General features: G+C 35.7%; 15 protein-coding genes. 12 read left to right on the top strand and 3 right to left on the bottom strand.

Annotated elements, in window-relative coordinates; genetic code table 11:
- Positions 1-31 precede the first annotated feature (31 nt).
- Complete coding sequence (locus FC57_RS01710) at positions 32-1,624, top strand: APC family permease (protein ID WP_007126764.1); 1,593 nt, start codon at positions 32-34, stop codon at positions 1,622-1,624.
- Between the two features lie 34 nt (positions 1,625-1,658).
- On the opposite strand, the gene FC57_RS01705 is transcribed toward FC57_RS01710, so the two are convergent.
- On the bottom strand, positions 1,659-2,489 hold the full coding sequence (locus FC57_RS01705) for a Cof-type HAD-IIB family hydrolase (RefSeq protein WP_007126765.1): 831 nt from the start codon (positions 2,487-2,489) through the stop codon (positions 1,659-1,661).
- 121 nt (positions 2,490-2,610) lie between these two features.
- Here FC57_RS01705 and FC57_RS01700 point away from each other — a divergent pair, with 121 nt between their 5' ends.
- From FC57_RS01700 to alr, 10 genes are all read left to right on the top strand, one after another.
- Positions 2,611-4,230 (top strand): glycoside hydrolase family 13 protein, encoded by a 1,620-nt coding sequence (locus FC57_RS01700; RefSeq protein WP_007126766.1) that lies wholly within the window; start codon positions 2,611-2,613, stop codon positions 4,228-4,230.
- A gap of 105 nt (positions 4,231-4,335) precedes the next feature.
- Entirely contained in the window at positions 4,336-5,370 is a 1,035-nt protein-coding gene (locus tag FC57_RS01695) for a LacI family DNA-binding transcriptional regulator (RefSeq protein ID WP_007126767.1), read from the top strand.
- A gap of 93 nt (positions 5,371-5,463) precedes the next feature.
- The gene (locus FC57_RS01690) at positions 5,464-6,768 is read left to right on the top strand and encodes a PTS sugar transporter subunit IIC (protein WP_007126768.1); all 1,305 of its coding nucleotides are present in this window, start codon (positions 5,464-5,466) and stop codon (positions 6,766-6,768) included.
- A 14-nt stretch (positions 6,769-6,782) separates the two neighbouring features.
- A complete protein-coding gene (locus FC57_RS01685; protein WP_007126769.1) occupies positions 6,783-7,214 on the top strand; it encodes a hypothetical protein in 432 nt (143 codons plus the stop codon).
- Positions 7,215-7,223: 9 nt separating this feature from the next.
- Positions 7,224-9,449, top strand: coding sequence for an alpha-galactosidase (locus FC57_RS01680; protein ID WP_007126770.1), 2,226 nt, complete (start codon positions 7,224-7,226; stop codon positions 9,447-9,449).
- Between the two features lie 87 nt (positions 9,450-9,536).
- On the top strand, positions 9,537-9,782 hold the full coding sequence (locus FC57_RS01675) for a type B 50S ribosomal protein L31 (protein ID WP_007126771.1): 246 nt from the start codon (positions 9,537-9,539) through the stop codon (positions 9,780-9,782).
- 125 nt (positions 9,783-9,907) lie between these two features.
- The gene (locus FC57_RS01670; protein ID WP_007126772.1) at positions 9,908-11,275 is read left to right on the top strand and encodes a UDP-N-acetylmuramoyl-tripeptide--D-alanyl-D-alanine ligase; all 1,368 of its coding nucleotides are present in this window, start codon (positions 9,908-9,910) and stop codon (positions 11,273-11,275) included.
- 13 nt (positions 11,276-11,288) lie between these two features.
- A complete protein-coding gene (gene cshA, locus FC57_RS01665; protein WP_007126773.1) occupies positions 11,289-12,779 on the top strand; it encodes a degradosome RNA helicase CshA in 1,491 nt (496 codons plus the stop codon).
- Between the two features lie 81 nt (positions 12,780-12,860).
- The gene (acpS, locus tag FC57_RS01660) at positions 12,861-13,217 is read left to right on the top strand and encodes a holo-ACP synthase (protein ID WP_040529980.1); all 357 of its coding nucleotides are present in this window, start codon (positions 12,861-12,863) and stop codon (positions 13,215-13,217) included.
- Positions 13,218-13,220: 3 nt separating this feature from the next.
- Entirely contained in the window at positions 13,221-14,351 is a 1,131-nt protein-coding gene (gene alr / locus FC57_RS01655) for an alanine racemase (protein ID WP_007126775.1), read from the top strand.
- A gap of 45 nt (positions 14,352-14,396) precedes the next feature.
- On the opposite strand, the gene FC57_RS01650 is transcribed toward alr, so the two are convergent.
- Positions 14,397-14,855: a hypothetical protein gene (locus tag FC57_RS01650; protein WP_007126776.1), complete on the bottom strand. Its 459-nt coding sequence runs from the start codon at positions 14,853-14,855 to the stop codon at positions 14,397-14,399.
- Between the two features lie 161 nt (positions 14,856-15,016).
- Between FC57_RS01650 and FC57_RS01645 the strand changes: the two genes are divergently transcribed.
- Positions 15,017-15,646 (top strand): TetR/AcrR family transcriptional regulator, encoded by a 630-nt coding sequence (locus tag FC57_RS01645; protein WP_236253609.1) that lies wholly within the window; start codon positions 15,017-15,019, stop codon positions 15,644-15,646.
- Positions 15,647-15,707: 61 nt separating this feature from the next.
- Here FC57_RS01645 and cbpA read toward each other — a convergent pair whose 3' ends face one another.
- Positions 15,708-16,415 (bottom strand): cyclic di-AMP binding protein CbpA, encoded by a 708-nt coding sequence (gene cbpA, locus FC57_RS01640; protein WP_007126778.1) that lies wholly within the window; start codon positions 16,413-16,415, stop codon positions 15,708-15,710.
- Positions 16,416-16,531 lie beyond the last annotated feature (116 nt).

The following is a 16,531-nucleotide window of genomic DNA, read 5'->3' as shown; positions in this document are numbered from 1 at the left end:
AAATATTAATTGGAATAGGGATGGGGATTGTGTGGAAAAATTAAAACGACATAAAATAGGTTTATTCTCAGCTGTAATGCTAGCTCTTAATTCATTGATCGGTTCCGGTTGGTTATTTGGAGCAGGTTCAGCTGCTAAGATTGCTGGACCAGCAGCCGTATTATCCTGGATTCTAGGTGCAGTAATCATTATTTCGATTGCGTTAACTTATGTAGAACTAGGGTCAATGTTTCCTGAAAGTGGTGGCATGAGCCGGTACGCGCAATATAGTCACGGACCACTATTGGGCTTTATTGCTGCTTGGGCTAACTGGATTTCATTAGTTACATTGGTACCCATGGAAGCCGTGGCAGCTGTGCAGTACATGAGCTCATGGCCATGGAGTTGGGCTAATTGGACTAAGAATTTTATTAAGAATGGTGACATTACTTTCGAAGGAATTGGTGTTGTTTTCATTTTTATGTTGATTTTTACTATGATTAACTTTTGGTCAGTAAAAATTATGACGCACTTTACCAATTTAATCTCGATTTTCAAGATTCTGTTACCTACTTTAACAATTGTGACGTTGATTTGTAGTGGATTCCATGGACATAACTTTGGTACAAATATCCATGAATTTATGCCATATGGTTCACGTTCAATCTTTGAGGCTACATCAGTTTCAGGGATTATTATGTCTTATGATGCCTTTCAAACAATCATCAACATGGGTGGAGAATTAAAAAATCCACGCAAAAATATTGTGCGTGGTGTGCTTATCTCTATGTTGATTACGGCTGCAATTTATATTATGTTGCAGGTTACGTTTATCGGGGCTGTGGAGCCAAGCATGCTAGCCAAAGTAGGTTGGCATGGTATTGATTTCACCTCGCCATTTGCGGATTTAGCAATTTTAATGGGCATCAATTGGTTGGTAATTTTGCTTTATCTTGATGCTTTTGTTTCGCCGTTTGGTACAGGAGTTGCTTTCGTAGCTACTGCTTCAAGAGCATTAGCTGCTATGACTCATACTCGTCATTTGCCTAAGTGGTTAGGACGAATTAATCAAAAGTATTTAATTCCACGTTATGCAATGATTGCTGACTTAGTTTTAGCAGTTCTGCTTGTTAGTTTATTTAGAAACTGGAACTTATTAGCTACGGTTATTACTGCTTCTACGTTGATTGCATATTTGACCGGTCCGGTAACTGTAATGACTTTGAGAAAAATACGTCCAGATCTTGATCGTCCGTTTAAACCAAATTACATGGCCTGGCTAGCACCTATGGCTTTTGTTTTGACAAGTTTGGCAATTTATTGGTCAATGTGGCCAACTACTATTCAAGTTATTTTGGTAATTGCAATTGGATTACCGGTTTATTTCTATTATGAAATTCACTATCAACATTCAGATTTAAAAGAGCAATTACAAAATTGTTGGTGGATGATAGTTTATTTAATTTTTATGTCACTCATGTCTTACATCGGTAGTGAAGGATTTGGCGGTCAAAATTGGATTAAATATCCATTTGATTTTGTTGTAATTATTGTAATTTCGTTACTGTTCTATTATTGGGGCATTAAAAGTGGACGGAAAACAATTGATCCTTATGCTGAAAGTATTTCAAAAAATATGAAGTAATTAAAAAAAGCTGCTGAGTTTTCCTCAGCAGTTTTTATTTGTTGGCTTCGTTTAGGTAATGATTTAAGACTTTAAATACGCCATTATCATTGTTGCTTGGTGCGATAAATTTAGCAATCTTTTTAACACTATCTTGTCCATTCTCCATAGCATAACTAAAGCCAGCTAATTTAAGCATCTCAATATCATTTTCTCCATCACCAAATGCAATTAGCTCATTTCTTGGTACGTCAAGATAGGCTAAAAATTCTTTTAATCCAGTTGCTTTGTTTACGCCTTGGCGAATAATGTCCATATAGTTCCAACCACTAGTAGTAACATGAATTTTCTCCATACTGCGACTATTAAAACCATATTCTAGTTCATGTCGTACCTTGCTAGGATAATCAACGGTAATTTTAGTATATTGGTCATCTGATGGGATTTGAGAGAAGTCATCAATTTCAATACTGTTAGGATAAAAGTAATGATGGCTACGTTTAAAGGCTGGTGGGGTGCTTTTTAGAAAGTAAGAATGGTTAACTCCACTAACTAATAAAGTCTTAACAGCTCCAGGGTAGCGTAAACGGAAATAATCGATCAGATTTAAAATACATTTTTTAGAAAAACAGGTAGTACGAATGATTTTTCCATCACGAACAAGAACAGCGCCATTATCTGCTACAAAGTCAACGGAATCGATAAAGTCACCAAAATCATCGCCTAGGCGACCAGCAGGACGACCACTTGCAATAATGAAATGAGCACCGTGTTTGTGTAATCTATATAAGATTTCGCCAAACATTTCGTGATCGTATTCCTTATTATCATTTTCAAAAGTACCATCGACATCTACTGCGACAGCCCTAAAAGGGAGATCAGCCATAAAAATTTGCCTCCAAATAAAAATTGATACCGTTAACAGTTTACCATTTCTTGCAAGTGCTTACATCTTTTTCTTATATTAATAGTAAGAAAGTAAATTTTTAGAATTAGAGGAACAAGATATGACCCCATGGTGGAAAAAAGCAGTTGTATATCAAGTTTATCCCAAGTCATTTCAAGACAGTAATGGTGATGGAATAGGAGACTTGCAAGGAATTATTTCTAGATTGGATTACTTAGAAAAGTTAGGTATTGATGCTATTTGGCTTTCTCCAGTCTATCAATCTCCTGGTATTGATAATGGCTATGATATTTCAGATTATGAGGCTATTGATCCGCAATATGGCACGATGGCTGATATGGATGAACTGATTAAAAAGGCAAAAGAACATCATATTCGCATTATCATGGATTTGGTAGTCAATCATACTTCAGATCAACACAAGTGGTTTATTGAGTCTAGAAAGAGTAAAAACAATCCTTATCGTGATTATTATATTTGGCGTGATCCAGTTGATGGTCATGAACCTAATAGCTTAAAGTCTGCTTTTTCAGGTTCTGCTTGGAAGTTTGATAAACAAACAGGGCAATATTATCTGCACTTTTTTGCTGATCAGCAACCCGATTTGAATTGGCAAAATCCAGAGTTAAGGCAGAAGATTTACGATATGATGAACTTTTGGCTGGATAAAGGTATCGGTGGCTTTCGGATGGATGTCATTGAATTAATCGGTAAAGAGCCAGATAAGATGATTCGTGAAAATGGTCCAATGCTTCATCCCTATTTACAAGAAATGAACAAGGCTACTTTTGGTAAACGTGATGTCATGACCGTAGGTGAAACTTGGAATGCTACGCCTAAAATTGCGGAAGAGTATTCTGATCCCGCTCGTCATGAATTATCGATGGTTTTTCAATTTGAAAATCAAAGTTTAGATCAGCAACCTGGAAAAGAAAAATGGGATTTGAAACCATTGAATTTAGGCGAACTGAAGAAAGTTCTCGTGAAGTGGCAAACTGAAATAGATTTTAGTCATGCTTGGAATAGTCTGTTTTGGGAGAATCATGATATTCCACGAGTAATTTCTCGTTGGGGTAATGACAAAGAGTATCGAGTCCAATGTGCCAAGATGTTTGCGATCGTTTTGCATTTAATGCATGGTACGCCCTATATTTTTAATGGTGAAGAAATTGGCATGACTAATTGTCCAGTTAAAAATATTGATGAAGTTGAAGATATTGAAAGTATTAATATGTACAATGAGCGTTTGAGTGAAGGCTATGACAAAGCTGAGTTGATTCACGCGATTAACGTAAAGGGGCGTGATAATGCACGTCGTCCAATGCAGTGGAATGATCAGCAAAATGCTGGCTTTTCTAAAGTGAAGCCATGGTTAGCAACTAATCCCAATTATGTAGATATTAATGTAGAAAAGGCATTGGCTGATCCAGATTCAATTTTTTATGCTTACCAAAAATTGATTAAACTGCGTCATGAAAATGAGATTGTTGTCAACGGTGATTTTAAGTTGGTACGTAAGACTGGGAATGCAGTTTTGGCATATTACCGTATTCTGAATGACGAGAAGTGGTTAGTAGTAGCCAATCTGTCAGGTAAAGAACAGAAATTTGATTCTGTAGAGAAGATTAAACAGGTTTTGATAACAAATTATGGAAAGAGATCTAATTTAGTTCAAATTACACTTAAACCATATGAAGCTTTTGCCGTAATTTGTAAGTAAATCAAATTGTTAAACATTAGGATGGTTCAGAAGTACTTTAAGTGTTCTGAGCTATCCTTTTCTTTATAATGAAAATGTAAACACTAAACAGATAGGAGAAAAAAGATGGCAAGTATTAGAGATATTGCAAAAATGGCTGGAGTCTCCCCAGCTAGTGTATCGAGGATTTTGAATAACGACACGTCGTTTAGTATCAATAAAAATACACGTAAACGAGTAATTGAAATAGCTAATAGGGTGCATTATTCGAAAAGCAAAAGTAAACCGGGTCCCAAAAGTGCGGGTGATGATATGTCGATTGGTTTAATTTTGAGACATACTTCTCAGACAGAATTAACTGATCCTTATTTTAGAAATATTCACCAGGGAATTGATGAAGAAGCAGCTAAATGGCGCTTACGGACAGAAACTATTTTTATCATGCATGATCAAGATAAAGATTGGGATCAAATTGCTAAGTATGGTGCGATTATTGTTGAAGGGCAAATGACACCAGATGCAATTAAGCGGATTCATTCTTTAAATAAAAATGTAATTTTGGTTGATGCAACGCCTACTAAAGAAGAACTTGGCTGCAATTATATTTCTAATGATTTCTTGAATAAGACAAATGAAATCTTAGATTATTTGTATAAGTTGGGTCATCGCAATATAGCTTATATTGGTGGTCGTTCTAGCATGGTTAATATGGAAGGCAAAACTGTTTATAGAAATACAGATGAACGAGAAGAAACCTATCTTAATTGGATGAAAATTCATGATCTAGGTCAATATAGTCATACTTTCATTAGTTCATGGGGAACTCAAGAAGGGTTAGAATCTGGCGAAAAATTACTACAATTAAAAGAACGCCCTACAGCCGTGGTAGTAGGTAGTGACCCAATGGCATTAGGTGTTTATAAAGCTTTTAGCAATCATGGTATTTCTATTCCTGATGATATTTCTGTAGTTAGCTTTGATGATGTAGAAATTAATCGTTACCTTACACCCACTTTATCAAGCGTTTATATGGACTCTGCTGAAATGGGTAAAACTGCTGTGCGTGTAGCTAAGGATATGATTGCTGAAGAAAATAAGATGAGTCTTACAATTACATGCCATAGTAAATTGAATATTAGAGACTCTGTCACAAAAAAATAAAACTTTTTTTATTTTTCTCTTGTGTAAACATTTACTAAACATCTATAGTAATAATTGTAAACGGATACATAATGATTCGTAGAGGAGAAAACAATGAAGAAGTTTCTAGATTGGATGCAGAAAAAACTGGTTCCAGTTGCTAGCGTCCTAGGGAAAAATAAATATTTAACTAGTCTTCGTGATGGTATGATGGTTGCTTTTCCAGCAACAATGTTTGGTGCCATCATGGTTATTTTGCAAAACTTGCCGCAAACATTTGGCTTTGCGCAATTTCTACCAAAGGGAGTATTAGATTTCTTTACTAATTTCTTTGCCCCAGTTGGTAATGCAACAATGAATATTTCTGCGATGTTTATTGCCTTTGGTGTGGTTTATCAATTAGCGGGCAAGTACAAGCAACCTAAAGTCTTTGCAGGTGCGGTTTCATTATCCTGCTTCTTGATGCTTACCTCTGTAGGTAATGACAAGGTTGCTGGTGCTTTCTTCCCAATTAATCAATTGGGTGCACAAGGTATGTTTGTCGCAATCATTACAGGTATTGTTTCTTGTGAGATTTACTGCCGTATTAGTAGAGCTCACATCACAATTAAATTGCCTGATTCAGTTCCACCAATGATTGGTCAATCATTTGTAGCTATCATTCCTGGTGCTGTTCCACTATTCTTGTTCAACTGCATTCGTTTTGCATTTACTTATACACCATACCAAGACGCAATCGACTTTATTTACAAAGTATTGCAACAGCCATTAATGGGCTTGGGTGATACTTTACCAGCCGTATTGTTATCAGTATTCTTTATGCAATTGTTCTGGTGGTTTGGTATTCATGGTACTTTATTGGTCGATTCAATTATTCAACCAATCATGGATTCATTAGCTTTACAAAACTATAACGCATACCGTGCAGGTGCTGCACACTTACCTCACATTATTAACACTACTTTCATGGGTGTGTTCGTTATGCAAGGCTTACAACTTGGTGTAGCCATTGTATTTGGTTTCATGCTTGCTAAGAGTGCTCGAATGAAAACCACGATGAGAACGGTTTTGGTTCCATCAATCTTCAACGTTTCAGAACCAATGACTTATGGTTTGCCTGTTGTTTTGAACCCAGTTATCTTTATTCCATGGATTTTAGCTCCAATGGCATCAACTTTGGTTTCATATCTTGCAATTGCTAGTGGTATTGTTCCAAGACCAACTGGTGCGACTGTTGTATGGTCAACACCTATCTTCATCGCTGGTTGGCTCGGAACAGGATCAATTGCCGGTGGTATTTTGCAGGTCGTTGATATGATCATTATGACTTTAATCTTCATTCCATTCATGATGGTTTTGGATAAATCATATGTAAAAGATGAACAAGCTGAAATGGCTAAGGCTACTACTGAAAAATAAAGGAGTAGGTAAAAATGAGTCCTGACACTTTAACTTACAAGTATAAATATCAAGCTTCTAAAGAGAAGTTGTTTCAAACTTTATTGAATGAGCAATTAAAGTACTTCTCCATGCATGATAGCAGTATTAAAAGCTTACATGTAGGTGATGAAATTAAAACGACTTTACAAACTAAGTTGCAAAATTTGGATTCTGTAACGACAATGAAAATTACTAAAATTGTGCCTAATAAGATTTTCCAAATGGTTACTCATCAACCTAATGGCAATGATATTGTGCAAACCTTTGCTTTCAAGCAGAATGAATTAGTTTATTCAGAAAAAACTAAATTGCACACTGTAAGGAGTCAGACTTATTTCTTCTTAGCAGCACTTGTTTACAAATTTTTCTACAATCGTGGAATGAAAAAGAAATTACAATATCTTGATCAATTGGCAATGAATTAGGGTGGTAAGATGATCAGCGTAATTGATGATCAATACTTTTATTTGCATAATGAGAAAATCGCGTACCTCTTTTATGTAATGCAAAATGGGCAATTAGGTCACTTGTATTTTGGAAAAGATTTAGGAACATTAACTAAATTTGATCTGAAATATATTACAAAACATGATAGTAAGGCTTCGGGAACCGTTAAATATTCAAAAGATATTCCAGGGTTCACATTGGCCGATAGAATGCAAGAATATCCAACATATGGGACTTCAGATTATCGTGAAGGTGCAATAAACATAAGTAGAAATGATGAAGTCCTATATCCAGATTTCCAATATAAAGGATATGAAATTACTAAGGGTAAAAAAAGAGGCAACTATCCAGCCGCTTACGGTGATGATAGTGAAAATCTTTGTATTACTCTGGAAGATCAAGATCATCAATTGCAGTTGCAGCTTGTTTACACTATTTTTGATCAAGAAAGTTCAATCGTAAGAAAGAGCATTTTAAAAAATATTGGTAATAAGCAAGTTCATATAGATAATTTGCAAAGTCTTTGTTTGGATTTACCAAAAGCAGATTATGACTTTTTGCAGCTTTCTGGTGCATGGTTGAAGGAACGTCACGTTAAGAAGAGACCATTAACACAAGGCATTACTAAAATAGAATCTTTACGTGGAGCCAGCAGCCATCAAGAAAATCCTTTTGTAGCTTTAGTCGATAAAAATATAACCAATAATTCTGGTGAAATTTATGCCAGCAACTTGATTTACTCAGGTAACTTTATTGATCAAGTAGAAGTAGATGAGTGGGATACAGCTCGGTTAATGACTGGAATTAATCCTGCTACTTTTACTTGGCAATTAGATCCCGGTGCAACTTTCACAACACCGGAAGCAGCGCTTTTCTACACCTCCCATGGCTACAATGGATTAATGAATGCAACACATGCTTTTGTACGAAACCATGTAATTGCATCGAAATGGCAAAAAGAAAAACGCCCAATTGTCATCAACAATTGGGAAGCAACCTATTTTGATTTTAATGAAGAAAAATTGCTTAATTTGGCCAAACAAGCTAAAGAACTTGGAATAGAAGCCTTTGTCCTCGATGATGGTTGGTTTGGTCACCGTGATGATGATCGTAGTTCCTTAGGAAACTGGACAGTAGACAGTAAGAAATTCCCTCGAGGATTAGATCATTTCAGCAAGCAGATTCATAAATTAGGGATGCAATTTGGATTATGGTTTGAGCCAGAAATGGTTTCACCGGATACAGAACTTTTTAATGAGCATCCTGAATGGGTTGTGCATCATCCTTATTCTCGCATTGGTATTGGACGTGGACAGTATGTCTTAGACTTTGCTAATCCTGATGTTGTTCAAAATATTTTTGAACAAATGGCAAAGATTATTGCCTCGGCTCATGTTGATTATCTTAAATGGGACATGAACCGTAATATTACGGAAGCTTATTCTCCATATTTGAAGGAAATAAATCGTCCGCAAGGCGAGTTTTTCCATAGGTACATCGCTGGCGTTTACAGTCTTTACAATAAATTGCTAACTTCTTTCCCTAATCTTTTAATTGAAGGCTGTGCCAGTGGTGGTGGTCGATTTGATCTTGGCATTTTGTATTATAGTCCTCAAATTTGGCCTAGCGATGATAGCGATGCCTGTGAGCGACTTGATATTATGTCGGGGACTATGCTGGCTTATCCTTTATCTACCTTCAGTAATCACGTTTCAGCTGTTCCAAATGATCAGGTGAAGCGGGTTACTAGCTTGCATTTTCGTCATGATGTAGCCGATTTCGGCCCTTTAAGTTATGAGCTGGATTTGAACAAGCTTACAAAGGAAGAAAAAGAGAAAATAAAAGAAAACATAACCTGGTATAAAGAAAATCGAGATTTACTTGTAAATGGTGAATTTACTCAACTTTTGCCATTTGATCGTTCTACTAATACTTATTCTTGGGCGGTAAACAATGAAAACAGACAAATTGTCGGTTTTTATCGTAAGCTTGGTCGCCCTAATGAGACGCTTGATCAATTCCTTTCCCTCTCTCATATAAATGTTAATAGCGTCTATCAAGTAAACGATCAAAAGATTAGTGGACAAGTTTTACAGAATTATGGTCTACGTGAACCATATCAATTTAACGGCTCTAATGATAACGTAGCCGAGGTTCATGGTGACTTTCAATCGTACTTATATGACGTAACCAGAATTAAAAAAATATCTTGAATTAATAACTTGAAGATGGTATTCTAGTTTACGTTAATCGATTAATCTATGATCTGTAATACGGTCATGGCAAAGGAGTAATAAATTATGAAACAAGGTATTCATCCAGATTATCAAAAAGTAGTTTTCATGGACTCAGCAACTGGTGCTAAGTTCTTAGCTGGCTCAACTTTGAAGCCATCAGAAACTATCGACTACGAAGGTAATACTTACCCATTAGTACGTGTTGAAGTTTCATCAGATTCACACCCATTCTACACTGGCAAGCAAAAGTTTGCTCAAGCAGATGGTCGAATCGAAAAGTTCAACAAGAAGTACGGCTTGAAGAAGTAAACCTTTATCTGGTGGAAGCAGTCCCATTGGGGGCTGCTTTTTTCGTTAGAGATCATTTGGCAGAATGCTTGAAAGACAGTATAATGATGTCTGTATAAAATTGTTTTTATGGGAGTAAATATTCAATGAAAATGCAAATGGCGGAAATAGCCAAGGCTTTAAATACTACTTGTGAAGGTGACGATCAAACAGTTATTACTTCTGTTGCCTTTGACTCCAGAAAGATCACAAATGGTGGTTTATTTGTACCACTTGAAGGTGAACGTGATGGACATGATTTCGTAGCTGGTGCTATCAGTAATGGTGCTTCTGCTACATTATGGAAGAAAGGTCATCCTAATAAACCGGAAAATATTGCAGTAATTGAAGTGGATGATCCTCTCAGTGCAATGCAAGATTTAGCACGGTATTACTTGCGTAAGGTTAATCCAACTGTAGTTGGTATTACTGGTTCAAATGGTAAGACTACTACTAAAGATATGGTTGCCGCAGTTTTATCAAAACGTTTTAATGTTCATAAGACTCAAGCTAACTTTAATAATGAAATTGGTGTGCCAATGACCATTCTTGAAATGAAGCCAAATACTGAAATTTTGGTTCTTGAAATGGGAATGGATAGACCAGGTCAATTACATCACTTAAGTGAATTAACTCATCCTGATGTAGCAGTAATTACAATGATTGGAGAAGCTCATATCGAATTCTTTGGTACTCGTGATAAGATTGCCGATGCCAAAATGGAGATTACTGACTTCTTACGTGAAGATGGTGAATTTATCTATAACGGTGATGAACCATTGTTGCAAGAACGTGCTAAAAAGCTAGATCAAGCGAAGGCTACTTTTGGCTTTAGAGATGAAGATACAGTTCATGCTACTGGTTTTAAGAGCTACATGCATCATGCAACATTTACTATTAATGATTCAGAACAAAAGTTTTCAATTCCAATGATCGGTAAGCACAATGTTTCCAATGCTATGGCTGCTATTAGTGTTGGTCGTCACTTCGGTGAGAGCGATGAAGAAATTGCTTCATCATTATCCAACTTTAAGCCAACCGCTAACCGAATGGAATGGGAAAAAGGCGATGCTGGTGAAGCTATTATGAGTGATGTTTATAACTCTAATCCAACTGCTGTTAGAGCTGTTGTCACTAGTTTTGGTCAAGTTGAAGTTAAAGATGGTGGACGCAGAATTGCCGTATTAGGCGATATGCTGGAATTAGGCAAGAATTCTCCTGCATTGCATGCTGGCTTGAGTGATACCTTAGATCCACAGATCATTAATGAAGTATATTTATACGGTTCAGAAATGAAGAACCTGTACGATGCATTGCAAGACAAGTATAAGCCAGAACATTTGCATTACTATACTAAAGATCAAATGGATCGAATGATTGATGATCTTAAAAATGATATTAAGTCGGACGACATTGTAGTGCTTAAGGGTTCACACGGAATGTACCTTGAAAATGTCTTAGCCCGACTAAGATAGGAGAATAACTTTTTTGAAATTTTCAGAATTAGGATTAAATGACGCGCTTCTTAAGGCAATTAAACGCTCAGGATTTGAAGAAGCAACTCCAATCCAAGAACAAACTATTCCTCTCGCTTTAGCAGGGAAGGATGTAATTGGTCAAGCTCAAACAGGGACAGGGAAAACCGCTGCTTTTGGCCTACCAATTTTGCAAACAATCGATAAAAAAGAAAAAGCAATTCAAGCAATTATTATTGAACCAACACGTGAATTAGCTATTCAAACACAAGAAGAGCTGTTTCGTTTAGGTCGTGATGAACGTGCTCATGTACAAGTAGTATATGGTGGAGCTGACATTGGTCGTCAGATTCGCTCATTAAAGCATCATGTACCTTCAATCTTGGTAGGTACTCCAGGTCGTTTGCTAGACCACTTAAAACGGGGCACAATCGATTTAGATAAAGTTAAAACTGTTGTACTAGACGAAGCAGATGAAATGCTTGATATGGGCTTTATTCAAGATATTGAAAGCATCTTGAAGTATGCTAAGAATCGTAAGCAAACTTTGTTATTTAGTGCCACTATGCCTAAGCCAATTTTACGAATTGGCGAAAAGTTTATGAATAATCCTGAGATTGTTCAAATTAAAGCTAAAGAATTAACTGCAGATTTAATTGATCAATATTTTGTACGAGCAAAGGAATCAGAAAAATTCGACATTATGTGTCGTTTAATTGATGTTCAAGGTCCAGACTTGGCTTTGGTCTTTGGTCGTACTAAACGTCGTGTAGACGAGCTAACACGCGGCTTACAGGCACGTGGCTATAATGCAGCAGGAATTCACGGAGACTTGTCTCAAGCACGTAGAATGACTGTATTAAAGCGATTCCGTGAAGGAAAACTTGATATTTTAGTAGCTACAGATGTTGCTGCTCGTGGTCTTGATATTTCAGGCGTTACTCACGTTTATAATTACGATATTCCACAAGATCCTGATTCTTATGTTCACCGTATTGGTAGAACTGGCCGTGCAGGACAAAATGGTATCTCAGTAACCTTCGTTACGCCAAATGAAATTGGCTATATGAGAACGATTGAGCAACTTACCAAGAAGAAGATGTCACCACTTCGTCCACCAACAGACGATCAAGCTCTTCGCGGTCAATTAAAACAGGCTAAATCAGAGATTGAAGATTTGATGAATGGCGATTTAGGTAAATATACACAAGATGCTAGTGAATTGCTTGATAACTATTCAGCTCTTGATTTAGTAGCTGCTTTCTTGAAGAATTTATCCAAGGATTCTACTGATGTGAAAGTGAAAATTACACCAGAGAAGCCATTGCCGTATAAGGGTGACGGACGTCATCATCGTGGCGGTCGTGGTAGAGGGCGTAATAACCATGGCCGTGGCAATTACCATCGCCCTCGTAATAATCATAATTACCGTCATAATGGTAATCGTGGTAAACGCGGTCATGGCAATGGACATGAATTTATTATCAAAAATAAAAAAGATTAAATTTTTATCCTAAAAAAGAAGTTGTGATTTTTGCAACTTCTTTTTTGTATTATAATGGGATCATTGTGTGAGGTGAAAATTATGATTAAAGGCGTAGGAATTGACTCAGTTGAAGTTGAACGAGTTAAAAAGATTGTTGATAGGGGAGATACTTTTGCAAAAAGAGTGTTAACCCCAAAAGAAATTGCCCAATACCAAAAGATGAAGGGAAAAAGGAAAGTTGAATATCTTGGTGGTCGTTTCTCATTAAAGGAATCTTTTTCTAAAGCCATGGGAACAGGTCTAGGCAAATATATTGGTTTCCAAGATGTGGAAACCTTATGGGATGATTTAGGTCATCCTGTGATGACATCAACTAAGTTTGATGGCAATATTTTCCCAAGCATCACACATGATAATCATGAAATTATTACATTTGTAGTTTTGGAGGAAAAGTAAAAAATGGTTCCAGGCTATCATCGCCCAGCTGTAGTAAAAGTAAATTTGGGTGCAATTAGAAGAAATCTTGAAAATGAAATTAAGCATCTTGCTCCAGGCCAAAAGATGTTAGCAGTTGTTAAGGCTAATGCATATGGTCATGGTGCAGTAGAAGTCGCTAAAGTAGCTACTGAAGTTGGAGCTGCAGGCTTTTGTGTTGCTATTTTGGATGAGGCATTACAATTGCGTCGTGCAGATATAGTTAAACCAATTTTAGTTTTGGGCGTAGTTTCTCCTGAATATGCACCTATTGCTGCAGTTAATGATGTTTCATTAACCGTACCTAATTTGGAATGGCTTAAAGAAGCTGAAAAATATCTAGCAAAAGAAAATTTACAATTGAAGATTCATTTAGGTATTGATTCCGGGATGGGTCGAATTGGTTTTAGTGAAGATGAGGATTTCATTGCTGCTAATAAATTCTTGGAAAACAATGATCATTTCTTCGTTGAAGGTATGTTTGCTCACTTTGCTTCTGCTGATAGTGCTGATGAAACTTACTTTAAACATCAATGTGAAAAATTCAATCACATGAAGAGTTTGCTTACAGTAAAACCAAAGTGGATTCATGTAGATAATACTGCAGCAAGTATTTTTCACGAAGGTATTAAGAGCGATTTAGTTCGTTTCGGTATAGGTATCTATGGCTTGAATCCGTCTTCTAATCCAGATTCACCTGATTTAAATCCGGCATTTAAGCTTGAACCTGCTTTATCATTTGAGAGCGAATTGACCCATGTTAAAACTATCCATAAGGGGGATGGTGTAGGCTATGGCTCAACTTTTGTTGCTGACAAAGATACAATTATTGGCACTGTTCCAGTGGGATATGCAGATGGTTGGATTAGAAAATTTCAAGGTTTTAAAGTAAAAGTTGGTGACAAGTATTGTCCAATTGTTGGTCGTATTTGTATGGATCAATTTATGGTAAAATTACCTGAAAAGATGCCAGTAGGTACTAAAGTGGTAATTATTTCTAACAATCCAGCTGATCCTAATAATATTAAGGCAGCAGCTGATTATGTTGATACGATTCACTATGAAGTCGCTTGTTTGTTAGGTGATCGTTTACCACGCGTTTACTATGAAAAATAAATAAAAAAAGAAAGCCAGTGATTAAATTTTACATGGCTTTCTTTTTTATCGTAATGAGTTTTCTAAAAATGAACGAAGTTGAGCATCTAAAATATCTCGCTTAAATGGAATTGCTTTACTGATTAAAGGCAAGCTTAGGCTTATCAAGAAGATCCAATTATTATAAATTAATTCTGGATTTTCATTAACCCCATTTTTATGTAAGTAATTTTTGGTTAATTCTAATAGATAGTTGAATGCGTCTTGCTTTTTATCTTGATCAAAGATTAAAACTTCAGCTAATTCATGTTCACTATTAGCAATAAAATTTAGATAAAGATGATCTAAATGCTTTAAAGCGTCAAATGGATGAAGGATTTTCTCATTCAAAACTAAATCACTGAAATCTTTTAGACAAGCTAAATTGACGTTTTCTTTTTGATAATCTAAATTAGAAAACGAAGATGTTAATTCTAGTTCGTCTGGAGGAGTGTTATTATTTGGGGCATAAGAGATTGAATTCATAATTATTTTATCTTCCTTTAATTTTAATTTTTATGCACCTATTATAATATTGTTTATGGTAAAATAGGACGAACTTACACAGTATGGTAAGAAGTGAAAAGCAAGATTTATTTAGTAAAAAAATTTTTTACTATTTTTTCTTAAATAAAGGGGATGCGATATTGGATATTAGAACTCAAACAACGCAACTTAATCTTAAAAATGCGTTGTTAAAATGTATACAAAATCAGCCTTTTAGTACGATTAAGGTTAAGGATGTTATTTTAACGTCTGGAATTAGTTCACGTACTTTTTATCAATATTATAAGGATACGCAAGATTTATTGTTGGCAATAGAGACTGATCTTTTGACAGAATTTAATGAAGCATTACGTAAAGATAGTGATACAGTTAATGGAACTATTGATCACGCTTTAACTCAGTGGGAATTAGTTAAGATAGCAGAGAATATTTCTAAACATTCGATTGACTTCTTTTTGAGGAATAAAAATAAATTGGAAATTTTAACCTCAGATAATGGAGACATTCGTTTCATTAACAAGATGGTTAAAGCGGCCAATCAAGAATTCGCTAAACGAATGAAAAAGATGCAACCAAATTATCAAGCAATTTTAGAAAATGAGCAGGCTATTCCACCAGACATGGTTTTAGATATCTTTGATAGAGACGTTATTAATATTGTATTACGGTTGATTAGTTATAATGATGAACTTTCCCCTGCGGATATGCGACGTTATATTGCAGGATATTTAACTAGATCACCATTACAATTTTTAGGTTTAGTAAAATAAAAGAAAAAAGCTTCTAGGCAGTATCATTAAGGTAATGCCTAGAAGCTTTTAATATTAATTGCTAATCTTTTTCTGGACGTTCAATAAAAACACCTGGATTTTCATCACTCATGATGGTCATTCCAGCTTGCAAGTCTTCGATTTCAGAAACAACAAAGCCCTTTCGTTGAAGTTTATCAACAATTGTCTTCATAGTAATTTCGGATACACCAGCAGGTAAAGTAAAGAGGGTTCTTCTTACAAAGTCGCCTTCAAGTTCACCAGCTGCAGCATCAAGTGTCATAACACTGGACATGTTAGTGTGTTTAGAAACAATTTTTGACATTTTAATTAAATTACCACGTGCGTTATCAGATAAGACAGTTAAGACGTAAGAACCGTTCTTGATATCCCAAGCATCGGACAACATATCAAGCAATCTTGAGTGAGTAAGAATACCATAAAAATGATTCTCTTCATCAAGAACAGCGATGTATGGCAAGTCCTTAATGTTGAAGAATACTTTAAAGAATGGTGAGTTAACCTTAATCGTCTTAGTAGCGTTCTTAAGCAAATAAGTTACTGGTAAATTCATATCGCCACCTTGTGACTTATGACGATAGATGTGCATCTTATAAATGTTACCACGGAAAATTGTGCCGGTGTCGTCTACGATAGGTACACATCTATATCCTGAATCTTCTAGAACTTTTAATGCTTCTGCTAGTGTGGCTTTTTCATTAACTGTAGTTAAGTAATCTTTCTTAATGACCAAAGATTTAATAAGCATGAGTTCGCCTCCAAAGTGAAAATGTTACAAGTAATTATAGCATAATCGATGAGTTAATTAAATATTAATTAAAGACCTGCTAATATTGTCAAATATATTTTAACAATAGTTAGTCA

It is taken from the genome of Lactobacillus ultunensis DSM 16047 (genome assembly GCF_001436305.1).
GTDB classification, from domain to species: domain Bacteria; phylum Bacillota; class Bacilli; order Lactobacillales; family Lactobacillaceae; genus Lactobacillus; species Lactobacillus ultunensis.
This window is presented reverse-complemented; position numbering and strand designations above follow the sequence as displayed.

Coding starts and splice junctions, on each gene's coding strand:
- FC57_RS01690 (WP_007126768.1), top strand. CDS start 5,464: ATGAAGAAGTTTCTAGATTGGATGCAGAAAAAACTGGTTCCAGTTGCT.
- FC57_RS01650 (WP_007126776.1), bottom strand. CDS start 14,855: ATGAATTCAATCTCTTATGCCCCAAATAATAACACTCCTCCAGACGAA.
- alr (WP_007126775.1), top strand. CDS start 13,221: ATGGTTCCAGGCTATCATCGCCCAGCTGTAGTAAAAGTAAATTTGGGT.
- acpS (WP_040529980.1), top strand. CDS start 12,861: ATGATTAAAGGCGTAGGAATTGACTCAGTTGAAGTTGAACGAGTTAAA.
- FC57_RS01670 (WP_007126772.1), top strand. CDS start 9,908: ATGAAAATGCAAATGGCGGAAATAGCCAAGGCTTTAAATACTACTTGT.
- FC57_RS01700 (WP_007126766.1), top strand. CDS start 2,611: ATGACCCCATGGTGGAAAAAAGCAGTTGTATATCAAGTTTATCCCAAG.
- FC57_RS01675 (WP_007126771.1), top strand. CDS start 9,537: ATGAAACAAGGTATTCATCCAGATTATCAAAAAGTAGTTTTCATGGAC.
- FC57_RS01680 (WP_007126770.1), top strand. CDS start 7,224: ATGATCAGCGTAATTGATGATCAATACTTTTATTTGCATAATGAGAAA.
- cbpA (WP_007126778.1), bottom strand. CDS start 16,415: ATGCTTATTAAATCTTTGGTCATTAAGAAAGATTACTTAACTACAGTT.
- FC57_RS01705 (WP_007126765.1), bottom strand. CDS start 2,489: ATGGCTGATCTCCCTTTTAGGGCTGTCGCAGTAGATGTCGATGGTACT.
- FC57_RS01685 (WP_007126769.1), top strand. CDS start 6,783: ATGAGTCCTGACACTTTAACTTACAAGTATAAATATCAAGCTTCTAAA.
- FC57_RS01695 (WP_007126767.1), top strand. CDS start 4,336: ATGGCAAGTATTAGAGATATTGCAAAAATGGCTGGAGTCTCCCCAGCT.